This is a genomic window from Oleidesulfovibrio sp., assembly GCF_047973035.1.
Classification (GTDB): domain Bacteria; phylum Desulfobacterota; class Desulfovibrionia; order Desulfovibrionales; family Desulfovibrionaceae; genus Oleidesulfovibrio.
The window spans coordinates 90091-109152 of sequence record NZ_JBKEBF010000021.1 but is presented as its reverse complement, the minus strand read 5'-3'; the positions used below and the strand labels follow the sequence as shown (position 1 = coordinate 109152).

The window sequence follows — 19062 nt, the reverse complement described above, 5'->3', positions numbered from 1 at the left end:
TATGAAGCATGGCGGACGGTAGGACTGTGCTGCAGTAAAGACAGCCGGAGTTTACGCGTCCGGACGATGCGAACCTTAGCAGGGAACAGGATGCCATGCAAAGCAATGACGTATACTGGATAGGCATTGGCGACGTGCACGAAAGCACACACCGCCTGAAGGATGTTCGCGGCATCCGTGAGGCGCAGGGCGTCATCATCAGCGGCGATATGACGCTTGCCGACGGGGCGACCGTGGCAAAGCGTGTTGTGGATGCTGTGAAAGAATACAACCCCGCTGTGCTTGCCCAGATAGGTAACATGGATAAGGCCGAAGTTGACGACTGGCTGAATAATGAAGGGATCAACCTGCACGCTCAGGGCCGTGAACTTGCAGAAGGCGTCGGCATTATGGGGGTGGGCGGCTCTATTACAACGCCGTTCGGTACTCCCAGTGAATTTTCGGATGAACAGATAGGCCTGTGGCTTGAGCAGGGGTGGCAGCAGGTAAAACAATATAAAAAGCTGTTGCTGGTGGTGCACAATCCGCCTGTCGGCAATGTCTGCGACCGCCTTCCCAACGGGGTGCATGTAGGAAGTCCTTCTGTGCGGGCGTTTATTGAACGCGTGCAGCCGGACGTTTGCCTGACTGGACACATCCATGAAGCCATGGGGACGGAGCAGATAGGCCATACAACAGTTATAAACACCGGAGCGTTTTCATCCGGAGGATACGCTGTTATCCGTAATGAATCTGAAAGATTGGTTGCAGAGTTGGTGCTTTTTTAAATAGAAAAAAACATTTTTTAAAATTATATGTTGACAGGTAAGGGGGTCAGGAGTATTTCTTACCTCCCTTGATTGAGGCATCCCCAACGATGCACCAGCAAGGCTAATACCTGAGAGTGACGCGGGGTGGAGCAGCTCGGTAGCTCGTCGGGCTCATAACCCGAAGGTCGTAGGTTCAAATCCTGCCCCCGCTACCAATTATCGGCCCCCTGCATATGCAGGGGGCCTCGTTTTTTTATCGGCAGCCGAACAGCTGTCGCATGAACGGAGGACACATGGCTAAAGAAGAAGCCATTACCGTAACCGGCGTAGTGCAGGAAGCACTGCCTAACGCCATGTTCCGTGTTGAGCTGGAAAACGGCCACGAAGTGCTGGCCCATATTTCCGGCAAAATGCGTAAGTTCCATATCCGCGTTCTGCCCGGTGACAAAGTAAGTGTAGAGCTTTCGCCCTACGATCTTACCCGCGGTCGTATTACCTTCCGTCCCCGGTAGGTCTGCTACGGCAGCAGCGTGTCAGACATTTTTGTCTGGCGCATCGGCAAGGCCCGCTTTGTTCGCAAAGCGGGCCTTGCCGCGTGTGGGGCGGGCTGACGTAGCTTTCATCAGCCGCCATACAGATGAGGCCAGCCATTTGAGCCGGAAGATTTTTGCGGAATGCTTGTCGGGTAGCCTTGTTGTAAGCTCATCAGTTGATACAATCAGATAACTGAGGCGGGAGAGTGGTGTATGGATAATGTTACGGCACACAGCAGATGGAGGTTGCTGCTTGTTGTCAGTATTCTTTAAACAAGATTACGCTGCTGTGTCTGCCGAAAACTGAAAAGGTCAATTTTAATGTTAGGCAGTATGCTGCTGCGGCGTGTGTAGCTGTAGCCCCGCGTAGTTTTTTATCTGCAGCCCCGCTCTCGTATCAGTTAGAAAATTTCTTTTGCAGGGAAAGGTGGCATTCCTCTCAGGCTTTTTTTGAGAAGGGCAACTGAGGCTTGGAGTTTTCCTTTGCCGCTGGAGGCGATAACGCGTTTAAAAAATAAACGAGCTTGTCCCAGACAATAAAAAAGCCTCCGGCATCGGGCCGGAGGCTTCTGTTTTTTTGATGTAAAAAGTCAGCGATTAGTACTGAACGCCGTTGTAGCAAGTCCGGTCGTCGTATTCCATCTGCTTACCTTTGTTCCACTGCGAAACAGGACGGTAGTAGCCCACGATGCGGGTGTACACTTCGGCCTCGGCTCCGCAGTTGGGACAGTTGTGGTGCTCGCCCTGCAGGTAGCCGTGATCTTTGCACACCGAGAAAGTAGGTGTGATGGAAATGTATGGCAGCTTGGTATTGCTGAACGCCTTCAGGATGAAGTTTTTCAGTGCCTTGTGGTCTGCCACTGCTTCGCCAAGGTACGTATGGAACACAGTGCCGCCGGTATAAAGCGGTTGCAGCTTGTTCTGATGTTCCAGCGCGGCAAACACATCCGCAGTGTTGCCTACCGGCAGCGCAGTGGAGTTGGTGTAATAAGGCGTGCCGTTGCCGGACGCTTTAATTTCCGAGTAAAGGCGCTTGTCAATGCGCGCAAGGCGGTAGCTGGTACCTTCCGCAGGGGTTGCTTCCAGGTTGTACAGGTTGCCTGTTTCTTCCTGATAGCGCGAAGTCAGCTTGCGCAGGTGGTCGAGCATGCGCTGCATAAGCCGGATGCCTGCGTCGGTCTCGATCCCCTTGCCCAGCAGGTTAAGGCAGGCTTCGTGACCGCCCACCAGGCCGATGGTTGAAAAATGGCCGTTAAGGCCGTTCTTCAGGTAGCGGCGGCTCCACGGGAACATGCCCCGCTCAAGGTTGTCGTTGACCATCTTGCGTTTGAACTCAAGCGACTCTTTGGCAAGGTCGGCATATTCCGTAATCAGGTCGAGGAAGTCCTCTTCGCCCTGAGCAAGGTAGGCAAGCTTGGGCAGGTTCAGCGTAACAACGCCGATGGAGCCGGTAAGGTCGCCCGCGCCGAAAAGCCCGCCGGTCTTTTTCCGCAGTTCGCGCAAATCCATCTGCAGACGGCAGCACATCGAGCGCACATCTTCGGGGTTGAGGTCGGAGCTGATGAAGTTCTGGAAATAGGGTACGCCGTATTTTGCGGTAAGCCTCAGCAGCAGATCGCCTATTTCGCTTTCCCACGGAAAATCGGTAGTGATGTTGTATGTGGGAATAGGGAACGAGAAAATTCTTCCGTCATGGTCGCCGTTGAGCATGACCTCAAGGAAGGCCTTGTTGATCATGTCCATTTCCGGCTGGAAGTCGCCATAAGAATCGTCGGACAGAAGTCCGCCGATGATGGCTGCCTCTTTGCCGATGTGTTTGGGGCATACAAGGTCAAAGCTCAGGTTGGTGAACGGGCTTTGTCCGCCCCAGCGGGACGTTGTGTTCAGGTTGAAAACAAACTTCTGAATGGCCTGACGCACTTGTTGGTAGTTAAGCCCGTCTTTGCGGATAAACGGCGCAAGATAGGTGTCCACGTTGTTAAACGCCTGAGCACCTGCCCATTCGTTCTGCAACGTGCCGAGGAAGTTATTCATCTGGCCGAGAGCGGTATCCAGATGTTTTGCAGGACCGGCACTGGAACGGCCTTCAAGGTTGAAACCTTCAAGCAACAGGTCGCGAAGGCTCCATCCGGCGCAGTAACCGGCAAGGCCGAACGACAGATCATGGATATGAAAGTACCCGTGATCATGCGCCTGACGTACCTCTTCGGGGTATTTTTCTAGAGAATATTTGGCCTGCAATGTGCCGGAAAGGTGCAGCATGAGCCCCTGAAACGAGTGGGTCATGTTGGCGTTTTCATTTACACGCCAGTCTGCCTTGTCCAGATAGTTGTCGATGGTTTCTGAAATATCCAGATACGCGGCAGTCTGCTCACGCAGCTGCCGTCTGGTTTCGCGGTACACGATAAACCGACGGGCAACGTGATACAGGCGCGACTCCATGAGCACCATTTCAACGGTGTCCTGCACCTGTTCCTGCAAGGGAATGTCGATCCCTTCGAGGCGCTGTTCTACTTTGCGGGCAAGACGCTTGGATAGCAGGGGGTCTTTAATGCCGCTGGCTTTGAGCGCTTTCAGAATAGCCAGTGCTATGCGGTCCAGCGACCATGTCTCCAGACATCCGTCGCGTTTCTGAATCTGTTTCGGCATGAGACCTCCTCGGGGGGACATAATCCTGAAGTTTCAAGGTGAAACCCTGTGGCAGATACTGACGTGCGGTTTCGATATGTTGGGGGGTAAGAATCGGAACCTGTGTCAGCCGGAACATAAAGGACTCAGGCGAGGCTTGAGCCAGCCTGAAAATTTCGGTCAGATTTTTGCGTGCTTCTTCGGGCTGGTGGGTACCGCCGCTCAGGTTGGGATACAGCTCCCACGGGCCTTTTACGTCTACGGCAAACAGGTCAACCAGACCGGCATTAAGAAGAGATTCCACGACGAGGGGGCGCATGCCGTTTGTATCAAGCTTGATACGCATGTTCAGGTTGCGCAGGTCTCGCAGTACGGTTTCCAGCTCGGGCACCAGCGTTGCTTCACCGCCGGTAACAACCACACCGTCAATCCATTTCACACGGTTTTCAAGAAAACGCATGATGCTGTCTTTGCTGACTGGAGCTATCTGGTCGGGGCTCCATGCCATGGTGAAGTTGTGGCAGGTGGGGCAATGCATATTGCAGCCGCCCATAAATATGACGCTGGTATTGTAGCCGGGCCAGTCGCACAGGCTGACCCGTTCAAATCCACGCACATAAGACCATGCAGAATTCATAATAAACTAGCTTCTTTTTGTAATCCGGCGCAGAGGTGCACGGGCTGTTCATCTATCGAAAAGCCGTTTTTTGTAAGCAAAGCCGGTGCGCTGCGCTGTGATGGTTTAAATTTAGACAAAGTGTAGCAAAAGTTTAAAGACTCTTGTCTCACACAGTCTCGAAAGATACATGACAGGGGGTGTTTTGTACAGTAGGGGGTAGCCGAAAACAGGAAAAGGAAAACGGTTACTTGTTGAAAACATTTGCTTTTTATGTGAGGCGGGCAAAAATTAAATAACATGCAAAGACGGAGGTTTAATTATCCACATGGTAAAAACTTGTGGAAAACACCGGATGCCAACGGGGGAAATCTGATATGTTCAGAGAGTGTTTTTGTAAAGTACGCAAGTTGATATAAAACAGATGGTTAACATGTGGAAGATGTGTTCAGGGCACTATCGAACACTTTGGCGCAGGGCGTGTGCAAAAATGCACAAACGTATTATTTAGCAATCTATATTGCGTGGGTGCCAAACAAAAAAAGCGGCTCGCATGGCGAGCCGCTTATTAGTGTCGGATAAAAGACTATTCAAGACAGAATTCAACGGTAAATTCACCGTGGTTTGTCTTGAAGGGGATGGCTATGATGGGGCTTTTTGTTACATGGCTGATGGTATGCCCGTCACCCATGATGACAGAGGGGGTCGCACCCTGAAAAACCATTCCCATTTCTGCCAGAGCCGCTCGGGCCTGTCCGGAAATCATGTTAGTTACCTCGCCTACGGCATCTTTGGTATCCTGAATGATGTCCTGAATATCGTCACCCAGCATGGCCTTTACAACCGCGATGGCACACTGTTTGGTAAAGGTGACGGAAATGCTGCCGTTTTTATGGCCGGTTATGCCTACGACCGCAGATACGTCACCTTTGGCAACGTTGTTCTTTTTTACATACGGCTGTCCCGGTGTGGGCGTAATGCCTGCCATGGTAGACAGCACGTTGGTAGTAGCCGTAACAAACGGCTTTGCAATCTCAATCCCGCTGGTGCTCATTTCGAGCGTCTCCTTGCTTGCCGGAACAATGTATACGTAATTGTCACTATACCGTTCGCCGAAAGGCGATATGGATTTCACGAATAGAAGAAAACAATATTACGTGACCAACGTTAACTCGTCCAGCCCATAATGGTTACGGTTTTATGTTGCGGGATTATAATTTTATGCTTGCAGCGGTTATGCACTTGCCGAAGCAAGGTTGGACTGCACCGCACGGTACAGGCGGCTGTCGTAACCGATTTTGTTGCCGATAAACTCCAGAGCGTGTCCGAAATGTTCTTTTGCCTCGGTGCTGCGTCCTGCTTTTATGCACACCAGACCAAGGTTGTTACGAATCTTGGCTTCAAATGCTGCCGAATTGAGCTGGCGGGCCTGCCGCAGGGCCTGATGTAGCAGAAATTCTGCGTTGGCAAGGTTGCCGTCGGAAAAAGCCTTCATTCCGCTTCGGTTGAGATGTGTTATACGGCTGGCGGCGCACATGGTGTGTCTCCTGTTTCTTTAGTTGGTTTCTGTTTCTTTGGAATGGCTGCTAAGGCACTGGCGCAACGTGGAAATACCGCACGAGTGCAACATGGTAACCGGAATACTGCGGGAGCGGGCGTACTGCATCACTTCTTTGCGGGCGGAATGAGAGACTTTGTTGGTAAATACGATGACAAGGTCGGTGGCACCCATTTGCCCTGAAATTTTGTTTTCCTTGCCGGTGAATACCTTCAAGTTGACCCCGTTCTTTTTTGCGGTGTCAATGTAGTCCCTCTTCAGTCTGTCCATGCCTCCGATAAGGGTGGCGCACATAAGCTTTCTCCTGAGTGATTGTGGTTAAGATGAATTGATCAGCATGAAATCAGTTCCTAGTGAAAATGAAAATCAATGTCAACTAAAAAAGGAGTACAAATTTCATTTCCCAGTATGATAGGCAAAGAATGCACAAGTTCTGCTGTAAGTCCTGTACGGGCAGGGACTGTAGTGTGAGAAAATTTCTATTTTTATATCAGTGTATTAATGCGTATGAAAAATAAATCTATGTCAGGCAGAATACTGCTTCAGCTTTTTCTGTTTTTTTGTGTGCTGTCTGTTGCTGTGCCTCAAAATGCGTTGGCTCATCCGCATGTTTTTGTGGAGTCCCTTATCGACATTGAGGCAAAAGACGGTCGCATAGTGGCGCTGCGCGAAACATGGAGTTTCGACGAAATGTCCAGCGTGCTGTTTTTGGGCGACCTTGACCTGAATCAGGACGGGAAGCTTTCGGAAGATGAATGGAATTCATTAAAAGGCGATATTTCATCATACCTGCATGAAGAAGGCTTTTACACGCATATTCATGTGGCAGGTCAGACATATGGGGCTGCCAAGGTAAACGATTTTGTGGCCACATTTAAGGACGGTATGTTGCGCTATACGTTTACGATTCCCCTGAATCTGCCGGTTCCGGAAGGTGAGACGGTAAAAATAGCCATTTATGATCCTACATACTATACGGCGTTCTTTTTTGAAAAAGAGCATGTCAGCGTGAACGGCGAAAAATCTGATGCCGTTTCTATGAATGAAGCGCCTGAACTTGCCTATTACTATGGGCAGATTGTGCCCTACGCGATTCATCTGGGGATGTAGTGGTGTTGTTACGAATAGTTGTCGCCACAGCTGTGGTGTGTCTTTTTTCTGTGGTGGCGTGGGGCGGACCTTTTACGGGCGGGCCGAAAAGTGCGGAGGCTGTGTCTTCGGAGAAGGCGCAGAATCCTGCACCTGAAAGTGAATTTTTTGCATTGGAGCCGCCCGCTCAAGCTGCTGCGCAGGGCTCTGCAGCTGTTGCCGCACAAGGGGACTCAGGTACCGGTCTTGTCCCTGCAAAGGATGCGCTGCGGGCTCGCGCAGGGGGCGGATTCACAGGCGGAGCCGGACATTCCCGTAACGGTGCTGCAGTAGCTGCAGATACCGGCAATCCGACAGGTTCGGGATTTTCAGGACCGGGATTTTTTACTCCTCCTCCCGTCTATAACCGCATCATTGCATATGCCACAAAGGCGCAACATTCGTTGCGCGGGCAGATGGTTTCTTTCGCCTCCGACATTCAAAGTGTTCCTTATGGTTCTGCCTTCTGGCTGTTTCTCGGGCTGTCGTTTATTTACGGCGTTGTCCATGCCGTGGGGCCGGGACATGGCAAGGCCGTTGTGTTCTGCTACTTTCTCGGACGTTCCGGCAGTGCGGCAAAAGGGCTGCTGATGGGCAACCTGCTTACCGCGGTGCATGTTCTTTCCGCTGCTGTGCTGGTGTTTGCGGCGCACCTGTTGTTTGAGCAGGGCGCAGCACGGGGAATCCACGGAATAAGCGGCTCCGTCCAACGCTTCAGTTATGGTGTGATCATGGTTGCGGGTGCGGTCATGGCGTTGCATGCGCTGTATGAACTTTTCAGTGGCAGGCTGGGCAGGCGGGTACGTGATGCGAAAAGCGGATGCTGTTCTGCCGGTTATGGCAGCATTGCCACTGTTTCACTGCTGGCAGGTCTTGTACCGTGCCCTGCGGCCGTACTGATCCTGACTTTTGCCCGCGGACTTGATATAACGCAGGCGGGAGTACTGGCTCTGGTCACTCTTGCCTTAGGTATGGGGCTGACGACATCGGCATTTGGAGTGCTGAGCATGATGTCGCGCAGGGTGCTTATGCATACTGCAGGATGCGCCACCAGCAGCACACGGGTAATAACATTGCTATACGGGGTGCTTTCCGTAGCAGGTGCTCTGGCTATTACCCTGCTTGGTTTTATCATGTTTGCAGGTACAGCTTGATGTAATAAATAAGGCATCCTTTACGGATGCCTTTTTAGTGACGTTACCTACGGAGTTGATTATAATCGGCTGATTATTCCTCACTCCATGAAATACATTCGACAGGGCAGGTGGAGATGGCTTCTTCCACACAGTCTTCCTTGCATGACGGGTCTGCAACCTCTGCAGTGCTGCCGTCGCTGGACATTCTGAACGCCTCAGGGCACAGTTCGACACATGATTCACAGGCAACACATTCCTCTGCATTGATAACAAGTACTTTTGCCATGAATAACCTCCATTCCGGAATTTTTATTGCAATCTGAAGCTAGCATGACAGGAACCTTCTGTATATGCCTGCGTTGTTATATCCGTCAGGGGCAAAACGCAGCGAGCTTTCATATCGGGGACTAAATGAGCAACAACGCAAAAGTGATCAAAGAGAACCTTGCTCGGGCAAAGTCGTATTTTAACAGGCACGATGTTCAGCGCGCTGTCGCTGCAACTGCAACGGCTGTTCAGGCCTGGGTAAAGGGCGGCGAACCCTCTCTTGGCAAAGTGGAACTGCAAGGCGCACTACGTGAAGTTGTCAGCCTGTTGAGCAGGGCGGATGAAGTATCTGCAGAACTTGGCGGCCCTCTGGTGTGGCAGCCGGGGCAGGAAAAAGTACTGTTGGTCCAGCTGGCAAACGTTCTGCGGGCGTTGCAGCATCAGGACCTTGGCGAAGATCACCGTAAAATTCTGGAAAGAAAGCTGAAGCTGGATAAGCTGTTCAACTATGGCTGCCGCCTGCTGGAAAACCATAAGGTGAAGGAAGCCGATGAAGCCTTTCAGGAAGCCATGACCCATCATAAAGACGAAGATGTGATCTTCCGGATGATGGGAGAGCGCATGATGGCGGCTTCGCAGCCCGCAATGGCTTTGCGGTATCTCAAACGCTCTTTGAAAGCCGCGCCGGAACGCAGCGTGGTGGAAATGACCATTGATGCCTACAAACGTTCGGGCAATCATGGCTCGGCTGTAAAGTTGCAGCAGAAGTATGCAGATTTGTTGAAATGAAATAGTGTATAGGTGAGGCACTCTGGCACTATCCTGCTGCCAAGCCAATGCGGCCGGGGCAGGGCTGGAAAAGTACGCTTTACTGTGTGAGCAACTCTTTTTTATGGAACTACCGCAGGCCGGTGTTGTATTTTGTCTGCGTTTATATGGTCGTGTTATTCCGAGGTCTGTCTAGATGGCGGAATCTTTTGATAAGAGGGGCAGCCTTTAGTGCCCCAAGGCATATCATTGCCAAGTAATGCTATGTTCTTGTCAGCTGCCGCGCCGAGGCATTTTGTAGTATGTGTCTGCTATGTGCGCGGCAATACGTAATCCCAATATTTGCTGTTAACCCTGACGTTGCAATACTTCAGGGGACGAACATGCACTGAAATGGCCTGATAGCGGGATCTAAGGTATCGCCTGTTACCAGGTTCCATCTTTTTCTCACTGCTCGGGCGTTGCAAGAAACACTTTGATTAGACTCAGCACTTTCGTTGCTGTCTGTTTACCCCCGCTCTAATTGGCTCAGAACATAATACAACATTGCGTTGTCGCGACCTGTCCGGTGCGACTTTTGTTACTACTGCAATGCCTTGATACAGGTGTTTTTAAGTGCGGTAACGTCTGAAGGGTCATTGTTTAGAGCTGCCATCACACTCCACAAGCGGCTGCCGATGTTATCAAGCCCCAGCAGGTATGCGCTACGGATGAAATAGTTGGTGATATCTCCCCCGAAAACCATATTGCACTGCGCACAGTTTCGGGAAAGGGAACCGCATCCCAACAGTCCGCGACGGACAGCCACTGCTTTTTCACTATGCCATAACTTTAGCGGGTGGTGCTCCAGAAAAGACCCGAGCTCAAGATCGCCATCGTAGTCGCGGCAACACAGAGACATCTTGCCGTCAAAAGTTATGGCGATGGTGTTGAACGGCATTGAGCAGGAGTACGCGTGTGGATAAATCAGGTTGTGAAAGGGGATGATTTCCTTAAGGAACGAAGGATCAGGGCTTAAGGAGTTAGGAAGCGCAAAGCTCATTTGTTCCAGAGGAATGAACCGCCCGAATATTTTCAGGAAAAGATCAATCTCATCCGCATTTGTTTCGGAAACAATGTAGTTTGTTCCGATGGTGAAGTTTGTGCCTTGCTCCTTATTGTGTTGCATAATGGCATGCATGGATTCGAACACTTTTTCAATCTTGCCGCCTTTGCGGATGGCTGCATAGGTCTCTGGCGTAGCTCCGTCAATGGACACTCTGAATTGATTGAATGTTTTTGAAAAGAGCGGAAGAGTGCCCTTCAGCTTGCCTGTTAGCTGAGCGTTAGTGCTGAAGAAGACAGTAAAGTCGCGTGCATGAGCGATGTTGATCAAATCGTTGATCTGGGGGTGTACCAGCGTTTCTCCGACGGTATGGAGTGCTGCATGATGTATTCCCATGCTTTTTAATCTGCATATTACCTGATCAAAAACAGCTGGTGGCATAATTCCTTTAGGTCGTTTTGACATCTGGGTATTGCACATGGAGCAGTTCAGATTACAGCGGTTGGTGATTTCTATAAAAGCAGACGTAGGTACATTGGCAGTATTTCTGTTTCGATAAGGAAGTTCTGTGGCTGCTGCTTTGAATGATGCAGTCGCTATGCCGGTGTGTCCGGCATTCTGGGCCATGCTGCCGATGGTATTAAGAATGTTGTTTTTGCCAGCATGGGCGGTTGTAATATATCTGCCTTTGGCAATTCTTTTTGCACCGGAAGTGGGCATGCTTGCCAGATATTCTCGCAAGGTGAAGGCTAGCCGCATGTTTCCCTCTGGACCAAGGTGATACATGTCTTCGATAAACAGATTATTATTGTCGGCAAAGTCAGAAATATCGAGAAAGTGTGCATCGGTGCGGCTGCATACTTCCTTCAGGGCAAGGTTGTAGGAGTCAATATTCTCCTTTAACCCGAGATGTTTTTCTTCCAGTTCTTTGTGGACAACTGTGGAAATGAAAACAAGTGTTATGCCGTACCGTTGTGCCAGAACGGCAGCTTGCTGGGCTTACCGTCTATAAGTTTCAAGTTCGGTGTAAACTACACATCCTATCTCATCCACAATCTGTACTCGGTTACTTTTGATATACTGCCACAACAGATTTTGGAGTTTCGGGCTTACCTTGCCAATATGTTCTTTGTCTTCGCGGCTTGTAATGCGAGGAAAGCAGTCCACAATTCCTATTTGAGCAAAGATTATGTCAGCTTTGGTTTTTGCAGCATCCACGATAGCGTCAGGCAACGAATCCATTGTGCGCGCTCTGGCAGACAACGACATGACTTCCACATCGTTATGTGTTTTTGAAAGATGCTTTTGCAGCAAAAAAGGCCAGGTAACCTGCATTGGAACATCTCCAAGCTCCACAGGTCGTTCCATGCCCAGATTGTCAGTCACCGCCATTATACGGCTATGCACATCTTTCATGTCATTATTCCTTATATCGCAGTATGTTGGGTGTTTCTGCTAACTGAAGCGGCAAGGTGTGCCCCCTATGGCCGGCACGTTTACGCCTTTACGTTTTGCTGGTGCAGACTGATGCCGGTGTGTTCCGGCGCTGTCTGTAACTGGCGCCAAAGCTTTGTACAACTGAGAAGCTGACAGGTGTGGCATTTTTTCATGCTGAACGTTGGGCGCATAATAACATAATCTGCCGTGATGTTTTGAAATCATAAGCGACAGATCATGCCTTGCAGCGCAATGGAACAAACTTACGGGATACGTGTGAGCGTAACCCGTTTGTCGGACGGACTACTCCAGTCGAAGAGCATGTAGTGCTAAGACCAGTATTGCTTGCTGGTTTAGTGAGGTGCCTTAGGGGCCCTTTAAGCAAGTACGCTGGGCGCTGTTACAGTTCCAGCAGTTTGGCTACGCGCTCGGGGTCAAGAGCGTGACCGGTGCGCGGGGCATTCTGCTGCTGGCCGAACATACTATTGCCCAGCAGGTTCATGGTCAGCCCGTAAGCCTGATCCACATCATCCGCGGCAGGAACCGTTTCTGCGACCTGCGCAGCCTTGGGAGCTTCCTGAACCTCTTTGCGGCGACGGGAAGCGTCTTTGGCTTTTGCCAGCATTTGATCAATTTGCGAAAGCGAAGAGCCGATGTTCTGTGTACGGGTTGCAGTGATGGACATGGCTGTTCTCCTTGGGAATGGTTTTCCTATGCCAGACCTCTTTGCAAAACACGGACGCAGAGTGTTTTATTGTTATTATATTAGCAAGTTACATTAATTGCAGTTAGAAAGGAGGCAATGTTTTCCGCAGCTTTTACAGGCTAACGGCCCTCTTCCAGCTTGCGGCGCAGGGTGTTGCGACTGATGTCCAGCCTGCGGGCTGCCTTGCTTAAGTTGCCGCCTTCCTCCTGTACAATCTGCTGAATGACTGCACGGGTGATGTGGTCCAGTGTGCCTTCCAGCAGCAACCATGCTTTCCCCGGCGCATCTGGCGCAACCTCTCGGGCGGGCTGAGCAACATATGGAGCGCGACCGCCGGCAGCAGGAAGCGGTGCATGCCAGCCATCGGCTGAAGCCTTAGCGTTGTGAAAGACTTCCGGTTGAGCTTGTCGTGCTTCCGGAGAGCTCAACGCCGCTTCTTCAGGATACAGTATAGAGAATTTTTCCGCGTAGTTCTGCAGTTCGCGGACATTGCCGGGCCACGGGTGCGCCAGCAACTGCCGTCGTACAACATCGGTAACGGCAGGGGTGGATCTGTTCAGTTCTGCGCTGAAGCGCTCCAGAAAGATGCCGAACAGCAAGAGGATGTCTTCCGGCCGTTCTCGCAGCGGGGGGATGCGGATATCAAGAACATTCAGGCGGTAGAAAAGGTCCGCACGAAATCTTCCTGCATTGACTTCCGCCTCCAGGGGTGCGTTGGTGGCGGCAATAACCCGTACGTTTACCGGAATAACAGCCGTTGAGCCGACGCGCATGACTTCACGTTCCTGCAACGTTCGCAGAAGTCGTGTCTGCAATTTCGGGCTAGTGGCATTGATTTCGTCCAGAAAAAGCGTGCCGTTGTGGGCAAGCTCGAACATGCCCGCCTTGCCGGATTTTAACGCGCCGGTAAATGCGCCGCCCACATAGCCGAACAGTTCGCTCTCCAGCAGGTCTTCCGGCAGTGCACCGCAGTTTATGGCCACAAAATTTCCTTGCGCCCGCGGACTGTGGTTGTGGATGCTCTGCGCAAAAAGCTCTTTACCTGTGCCGGTTTCGCCAACCAGCAGAATGCTGCTGTGTGTGGAGGAAAATTGTTTGGCCCGCGTGATGCAATGCTGCATAGCCGGACTGTTGTGGACGATGGTCTCAAAAGTGTGCCGCGCTGTGGGCAGATCCGGTGCGGCGCTTTTACGGAAGCTGTGCTCCAGTTGCTCAATCTGCTGGATGTCATGAAAGGTGCAGATGAGCGCGTCGGTCTGGCCTTCGTGCACATGCGCGGTAACGTTGACTGAAAGCTTTGAATCTTTGACAGGAATAAGGGCGCGAACTGTTTCCGCGCGGCCTTCCGGTACCGCCCGCCAGTCCAGCTCCGGAAACAGTTCGTCCAGTGTCGTCTCTGCGCAGTTCTGGTTTTCTTCAAGCATGGCACGTACGGCAGCATTGCAGTGGCGCAGCTCACCGGTGGGCGAGGCCAGAAGCGCACCGCCGTCCATTCGGTCAAGCACCACCTGCAGGCGGCTGGACATGGTAGCCTGCCGCGTCAGGTATACATGTGTGGCAACGGCATACTGCAAAGTGTTGGTGACAGAATCTGCACCGTTTTCTACCAGTACTCCCTCCATGCCGTACCTTCGGGCAGTTTCTGCGGCTACGGCATCACCCGCGATGGCCTCGATATTCTGCCTGCGGGCCTGCTCCATGATTTTGCCCATGGTTTCCGGTTGCCCCGCCGCATAAAAATCAATGGAAAACCCCAGCGCCGCACTGGCTCCCTTGGCTTTTCGCAGGATATCACTGTGGCCCACAACGCCGATGCGCATATTTCTTTTCAGCAACGGTTCAAGGCACAGGTAGATGTCAAAAGAGGACACTTCGAGTTCTGCCACGGGAATGGGGCATTCGGCGCGGATCAGCTCTGCCGTCATCCCCCGGCTGATAAGAAAGTCAACGCCCTCCGCCATCAGACTTTTGGCAAGGCGCAGGCCGTCTTCCATGCTGGCCGTGTGTACGGGCACGTTGAATCCCATTTCCTGACAGATGGACCTGCACAGGTAGGCGAGACTTTCATATGGGGCGATCAGGGCAATGCTCATGCGGTTCTCCTGCTCCGTAAATACTCATGTGGTCATTTTTGTTGCACCAAAATTGAGCAAATGAATAGAGGGAAAGCAAACAGAAATTGATAACATGCCTTGAAGAATAGACAAAAAAATATTGGCACGCTTTGCGCTTTATAAGTAGAAAACAAACGCTTCTTCACAAGGAGAATGCCATGTCTACTTACCAGACCGCTATCAATAATACCGTGTATACCGCCTCTTCCGCAAAGCCCGCTGCAAAGAGCGAAGCTCAGGCTGAAAAGGCTCAGTCCCGTACCGAAAGCAAGCCCGCTTTTGTCAGTGCATTTGATGCATTCGGCCGCGGCTGGGGACGTCGTTAGTATTTCATGCATACCAGTTAGTACGTCGCTTCCCCTCCCACACCGGTGCGGCTTCCGCAAATCACCGCACCTCAGACGTATTAGCTCGCTCCTACTTGCGGCTCCCTTTTTGTGCTGTGAAAAGGGAGCCGTGGTGTTTTTATCCTGCAGCCGGAATGGTCATCCGGCTGGTCTTGTAGCCTCCTCCCGCGGAATCCGGCGGCGTTGTGCCGGAACTCCATACTGAAAACGCCCCGACGGTGCAGGTCGGGGCGTTTTCGTGTTTCTAGCTATCGTTTTCATTATTGCGGGATCGGGTGATGAGCCGATTCGGACATGTCCAGTTCCCGCGTATGGCATACGCCGCAGTTATTGCCGCTGGCTATGGGGCCTGCCATCTGCTGGTATTGCATGGGCTGGATGTTGTCGATGTCCATGCCACCCCAGGCATTGTCTGCCATGTACACAGAGTGTGTGGCTCCGTGGCAGCCCTGACACATGATGGCGAACATATCGTCATGCCTGTTCTGGAAGAGATCCGCCTTTGAAGCTGTCCACTGCCCGAACGCGCTTGCGTCGGGGGACGGATGCTCTGCAAAGTCATGGCATACGGTGCAGTCGGGTAGTTGTGTCCAGGCCTCACGGGCGGGGATATCTTCTACGGATTCCACCTGACGCGGCGTAAGCGGCTCAAGCAACGCTCTGGCTGCGTAGCGTCCGTTGTCGATTTCGTTTTTCAGCAGGCCTATAGCATGGTCTTCCATTTCGCCGTGGCAGTTGGCGCAGCTGAGGCCCATCATGTTATGGATACCGCGGAACGACTGCGTTGCCCCGTCCGGCGCGGAAGGATGACAACCGTTGCAGGCATCGGCGTCACGGTCGGTCAGATAGTTTGCATGCCAGCCGTGGATAGCTGCGGAGAATGCCGGAATTTCGCTGTTGCCGTCGTGGCAGGACTTGCACTCGATAACTTCGCCCTTTGCAGCGCGGCCGGTAAAGTCGGTACCCTGAATTTTATCATGTACGGCAAAGATGTCGCGCTGCGTGGCTTCGCTGACACCGGACATATCTTCTACCGCCCATTCACCACCATGGCAGCGGTTACAGGCTACTTCGCCGGAAGCGGCAACAACGGTTTTGGTTGCAGCCAGCAGTGCACCTGTTGCTTCGTCACGGGCTTCGACCACGTATACCGGATACGGATTGAAGGAGCCGGCTACAGGATAGGGAGTTACTTTGACGTCCAGAGCTTCATACGCGCGGAACTCGTCATTAACAGCAAACTGCCCTTCGGGGCCGTGTCCGTTTTCCGGGCGGAAGGTAATGGTCACACCGCCGGTGATGATTTCCGGCGTGGAGTCGCGCCGGACAAGCTGCGCGCGCAGATCGCTGCCTGCGGGTGCCAGAGCAAGCGCACCGTCTTCCACCACACTGTGCATGCCCTTGGTGCTCCATGCCAGCAGCACATAAGGCGCAGTGTCTCGGTCAAAAGAGGGTATTGTCGTTTCCAGCTTGCGTATGGCCGGAGCCGCAGTTTCATCCACTTTGCCGTTCAGGTCTTTTACAATGTACGTGGCAAGCGCCATGCGTTCTTCCGCAGTGCCGAGGAAAGGCGGCATATGCAGCCGCAGCTTGCCTTGACCGTTCAGCTGCGAGTCCATGCCGTAGACGCTGAACTTTTCCGTTTTATCCAGAATGCTCAGCATCGGGCCGGTAATGCCGTGGCACGTCATGCACTGAAGCTTATATATCTCTTTACCGGCTTCCAGAATGTTGTCGTCGGTGATTTCTTTAACATGTGTCCAGCGGGCGGTTTGCAGAATGCCTTCGCTGACAACGCGGGGCACGTCCTCAACCCTGATGGAGCTGGAATAGGTATGCCCGTACAGCAGGTACGGGCGTCTGCCCGCTTCACGCACCCATTCGAACAGGCCGATCTGGGCAAGGCCTAAAGCAAGAACAATAACGACCAGCGGCCTGCGCACACTGAGCGGTTTGAACCATGCAATGGCAAGGCTTAAAAGCAATGTAACGATGCCCAGCGGTACAAAAGCCTGCACCAGATGCGGCGTCTGGGTGGAGCGCTCCATTACCATGGACTGCTGCGGGTCGGGCAGTACATTAAGGTACCACAGGCCGGAAAGCGCAGCCGCGGCAAAAGGCAGACCTACCCATACTGCTGCGCGGCGTACCATGCGCTCGCGGGTGGGTACATCCGGTATGCGGATGGCGGTGACAAAGGCAAACAGTCCGGCAAACATCAGGCACAGGGCAAAGCGCAGGCTGAGCGAGGGCCAGAAAGATACGTTGAAAAAGCCGTCCCAGAATTCATGGGTCTGTGCCCACTTGCCGGGGGTCAGCATTACGGTGATGACACCGTTGATGACCACCAGCGACATGAAGGCAAAGAACGCATATACCCAGCCCACTTTAATGTGGGATTTGCGGGGCATGGAATCAAAATAATAATGATAGATCAGCAGCGCAAAAATTTCGCCGAGGAAAAAAGCCCACTCCGCAGCCCAGCCAAACGCGAAAGAGTGCGTCAGCGTGCTGGTGACCGTGGGCGATAAGATACTGATGGTAAACCAGATGCCCACACCCGTCAGGCCGCCTGCAACCATAGTGGTCAGAACGAAAAACCTGGTATGCTTGCGGACGTGGTCAAGGATGTGGTCGGATTTTTCACGCACTGCCTTCATCTCGGTCAGAACCAGATAGAAGCCGCCGCCGACGGCAAAGTGCGCAATGAAAACATGAATGATGGCAACAATGGCAATGACAAGGCCGCCGCTCAGAAAGGGCGTCCACCAGACTGGATATTCCATCTTATCCCTCCCTTTCCATATCGTTTGCGGCCGCATTGTTGCCGGTTGTGGCAAGCTTCAGCACCCATACCATCAGCACCGCGGTAAGCAGCAGCGAACCGAGGAAAAGGAACATGGGCGAATATTGTCCTTCGCTTGGAATGTCGGCTGCGCTGAACCACGGGGCAAGATAAAGGGCACGCAATACAGCGCGGACACCTACCATCAGCACGACAGCGGCGGTGGTGAATGCAATGGTCATTTTAAGACGTGACCGCCATGCAAAGTGCAGCGCCGCAAGGCCACATACAATACCGGCCAGCAGCAGAGCCGTTCCCAGCCCGTGCCTGCCCATGAACGCAGTGGTCATATGACGGGGCAGCGCAAAAAGGAACAGCGGACCGGCCAGCATCTGCGCTGCCGTGCTCCAGAAGAACCAGCGCAACCCGTCACGTACCAGCGGTTTTGCCGTGGCATCATCAAGTACGTTTTTTCTGACTGCTCTGCGGGCCAGCACGGCCAGTGTCAGCCCGCCGATTGACAGCGCGGCAAGGAAAAAGTGCAGTATGCGCGGCCACAGAATAGGGTCGCCGAGATTCAGCATACTACCGTCCTGCTGCTCGAAATATCCTACCCAGCGGTCGGGGGAGAGCATCAGGGTGACATTATTTACAAGGATAAAGCCGGTAAACAGCAGAAGAGCGCAGGCGATAACAATAAATACAGTGCCGTTGCGTTTTTTCTTTATGCTGCCGGAAAAGCCGTATAGCAGGTAGTAGGCAGCCATGATGACAAGAACAAGACCCAGCCAGTACATAGCCATGATCACTGAACTGGTGTATAAGAAACTGCCGTAAAGCACCTGTGCGAACAGAAGCGGCGCCACCCCGAAGTTGATGGTCATCGCCAGCAGACTGGGCAGGGCTTTGCCCAGCAGTGATACGGCAGGATCGCGCGGTTTGGCTATGCTGCGCACAGTGGCAATGACAGCCGACCCCACCACGCTGTTCATGAACAGCAGGTGAAAAGTGAAGGTGAGTAGTAAAAACCCTTCAAGCCAGCCCCAGTGAACGGGGATGGAATCTGCCGGGGGGATCAATGCGGCCGGATTCATGGGGAAGTCCTCCGTTTAGGTAGCATGCGTTTGTCTGCGTTACATACCGGTTGTAAAAGCAATCAGCATTCCGGTAACGTGTATTGCAAAGTATGTACGTGGGATTGCATCAGCGGGCAAGGCTGGATGCCAGTTATATTGAGTTTTTGGT

Annotated in this window: 18 protein-coding genes and 1 tRNA gene; 7 read left to right on the top strand and 12 right to left on the bottom strand. The window is 52.4% G+C overall.

The features are described from left to right. Nucleotides 1-95: 95 nt before the first annotated feature. The 3 genes from ACK5LI_RS07320 (at nucleotide 96) to infA (ending at nucleotide 1261) form a co-directional block, all read left to right on the top strand. On the top strand, nucleotides 96-767 hold the full coding sequence (locus ACK5LI_RS07320; protein ID WP_416947731.1) for a metallophosphoesterase: 672 nt from the start codon (nucleotides 96-98) through the stop codon (nucleotides 765-767). 120 nt (nucleotides 768-887) lie between these two features. Continuing rightward, nucleotides 888-964 (top strand) — tRNA-Met (locus ACK5LI_RS07315). Between the two features lie 78 nt (nucleotides 965-1042). Continuing rightward, nucleotides 1043-1261, top strand: coding sequence for a translation initiation factor IF-1 (infA, locus tag ACK5LI_RS07310; protein WP_011369287.1), 219 nt, complete (start codon nucleotides 1043-1045; stop codon nucleotides 1259-1261). Between the two features lie 618 nt (nucleotides 1262-1879). Here infA and ACK5LI_RS07305 read toward each other — a convergent pair. The 5 genes from ACK5LI_RS07305 to ACK5LI_RS07285 form a co-directional block, all read right to left on the bottom strand. Beyond that, nucleotides 1880-3931 carry a ribonucleoside triphosphate reductase gene (locus tag ACK5LI_RS07305; protein ID WP_416947728.1) on the bottom strand — a complete coding sequence of 684 codons (2052 nt, stop codon included), beginning with the start codon at nucleotides 3929-3931 and terminating at the stop codon, nucleotides 1880-1882. Beyond that, nucleotides 3831-4547 (bottom strand): anaerobic ribonucleoside-triphosphate reductase activating protein, encoded by a 717-nt coding sequence (locus tag ACK5LI_RS07300; RefSeq protein ID WP_416947727.1) that lies wholly within the window; start codon nucleotides 4545-4547, stop codon nucleotides 3831-3833. The genes ACK5LI_RS07305 and ACK5LI_RS07300 overlap by 101 nt, the downstream gene beginning before the upstream one ends. A 565-nt stretch (nucleotides 4548-5112) precedes the next feature. Continuing rightward, nucleotides 5113-5580 carry a chemotaxis protein CheX gene (locus ACK5LI_RS07295; protein WP_416947725.1) on the bottom strand — a complete coding sequence of 156 codons (468 nt, stop codon included), beginning with the start codon at nucleotides 5578-5580 and terminating at the stop codon, nucleotides 5113-5115. 180 nt (nucleotides 5581-5760) lie between these two features. Then, the gene (locus ACK5LI_RS07290) at nucleotides 5761-6063 is read right to left on the bottom strand and encodes a tetratricopeptide repeat protein (RefSeq protein ID WP_416947723.1); all 303 of its coding nucleotides are present in this window, start codon (nucleotides 6061-6063) and stop codon (nucleotides 5761-5763) included. Between the two features lie 18 nt (nucleotides 6064-6081). Continuing rightward, a complete protein-coding gene (locus tag ACK5LI_RS07285) occupies nucleotides 6082-6378 on the bottom strand; it encodes a DUF2325 domain-containing protein (protein WP_416947721.1) in 297 nt (98 codons plus the stop codon). A 228-nt stretch (nucleotides 6379-6606) separates the two neighbouring features. Here ACK5LI_RS07285 and ACK5LI_RS07280 point away from each other — a divergent pair, with 228 nt between their 5' ends. Then, nucleotides 6607-7194 (top strand): DUF1007 family protein, encoded by a 588-nt coding sequence (locus ACK5LI_RS07280; protein ID WP_416947719.1) that lies wholly within the window; start codon nucleotides 6607-6609, stop codon nucleotides 7192-7194. 2 nt (nucleotides 7195-7196) lie between these two features. Next, nucleotides 7197-8366 carry a nickel/cobalt transporter gene (locus ACK5LI_RS07275; protein WP_416947717.1) on the top strand — a complete coding sequence of 390 codons (1170 nt, stop codon included), beginning with the start codon at nucleotides 7197-7199 and terminating at the stop codon, nucleotides 8364-8366. Between the two features lie 73 nt (nucleotides 8367-8439). Here ACK5LI_RS07275 and ACK5LI_RS07270 read toward each other — a convergent pair whose 3' ends face one another. Further along, nucleotides 8440-8634 (bottom strand): ferredoxin, encoded by a 195-nt coding sequence (locus ACK5LI_RS07270; protein WP_416947715.1) that lies wholly within the window; start codon nucleotides 8632-8634, stop codon nucleotides 8440-8442. A 125-nt stretch (nucleotides 8635-8759) separates the two neighbouring features. Here ACK5LI_RS07270 and ACK5LI_RS07265 point away from each other — a divergent pair, with 125 nt between their 5' ends. Next, nucleotides 8760-9404 carry a tetratricopeptide repeat protein gene (locus ACK5LI_RS07265; protein WP_416947713.1) on the top strand — a complete coding sequence of 215 codons (645 nt, stop codon included), beginning with the start codon at nucleotides 8760-8762 and terminating at the stop codon, nucleotides 9402-9404. 562 nt (nucleotides 9405-9966) lie between these two features. Here the strand turns inward: ACK5LI_RS07265 and ACK5LI_RS07260 are convergent. From ACK5LI_RS07260 to ACK5LI_RS07245, 4 genes are all read right to left on the bottom strand, one after another. Continuing rightward, nucleotides 9967-11187: a radical SAM/SPASM domain-containing protein gene (locus ACK5LI_RS07260; protein WP_416947711.1), complete on the bottom strand. Its 1221-nt coding sequence runs from the start codon at nucleotides 11185-11187 to the stop codon at nucleotides 9967-9969. A 240-nt stretch (nucleotides 11188-11427) separates the two neighbouring features. Continuing rightward, nucleotides 11428-11844, bottom strand: coding sequence for a hypothetical protein (locus ACK5LI_RS07255; RefSeq protein WP_416947709.1), 417 nt, complete (start codon nucleotides 11842-11844; stop codon nucleotides 11428-11430). A gap of 421 nt (nucleotides 11845-12265) precedes the next feature. After that, nucleotides 12266-12550, bottom strand: coding sequence for a hypothetical protein (locus tag ACK5LI_RS07250; protein WP_416947707.1), 285 nt, complete (start codon nucleotides 12548-12550; stop codon nucleotides 12266-12268). Between the two features lie 140 nt (nucleotides 12551-12690). Then, nucleotides 12691-14664, bottom strand: coding sequence for a sigma 54-interacting transcriptional regulator (locus ACK5LI_RS07245; RefSeq protein ID WP_416947705.1), 1974 nt, complete (start codon nucleotides 14662-14664; stop codon nucleotides 12691-12693). A 179-nt stretch (nucleotides 14665-14843) separates the two neighbouring features. Here ACK5LI_RS07245 and ACK5LI_RS07240 point away from each other — a divergent pair, with 179 nt between their 5' ends. Further along, on the top strand, nucleotides 14844-15011 hold the full coding sequence (locus ACK5LI_RS07240) for a hypothetical protein (protein WP_416947702.1): 168 nt from the start codon (nucleotides 14844-14846) through the stop codon (nucleotides 15009-15011). Between the two features lie 281 nt (nucleotides 15012-15292). Here ACK5LI_RS07240 and ACK5LI_RS07235 read toward each other — a convergent pair whose 3' ends face one another. Continuing rightward, nucleotides 15293-17818, bottom strand: a complete 2526-nt coding sequence (locus ACK5LI_RS07235; RefSeq protein ID WP_416947699.1) for a cytochrome ubiquinol oxidase subunit I — start codon at nucleotides 17816-17818, stop codon at nucleotides 15293-15295. A gap of 1 nt (nucleotide 17819) precedes the next feature. Further along, a complete protein-coding gene (locus ACK5LI_RS07230) occupies nucleotides 17820-18911 on the bottom strand; it encodes a hypothetical protein (protein ID WP_416947697.1) in 1092 nt (363 codons plus the stop codon). Nucleotides 18912-19062 lie beyond the last annotated feature (151 nt).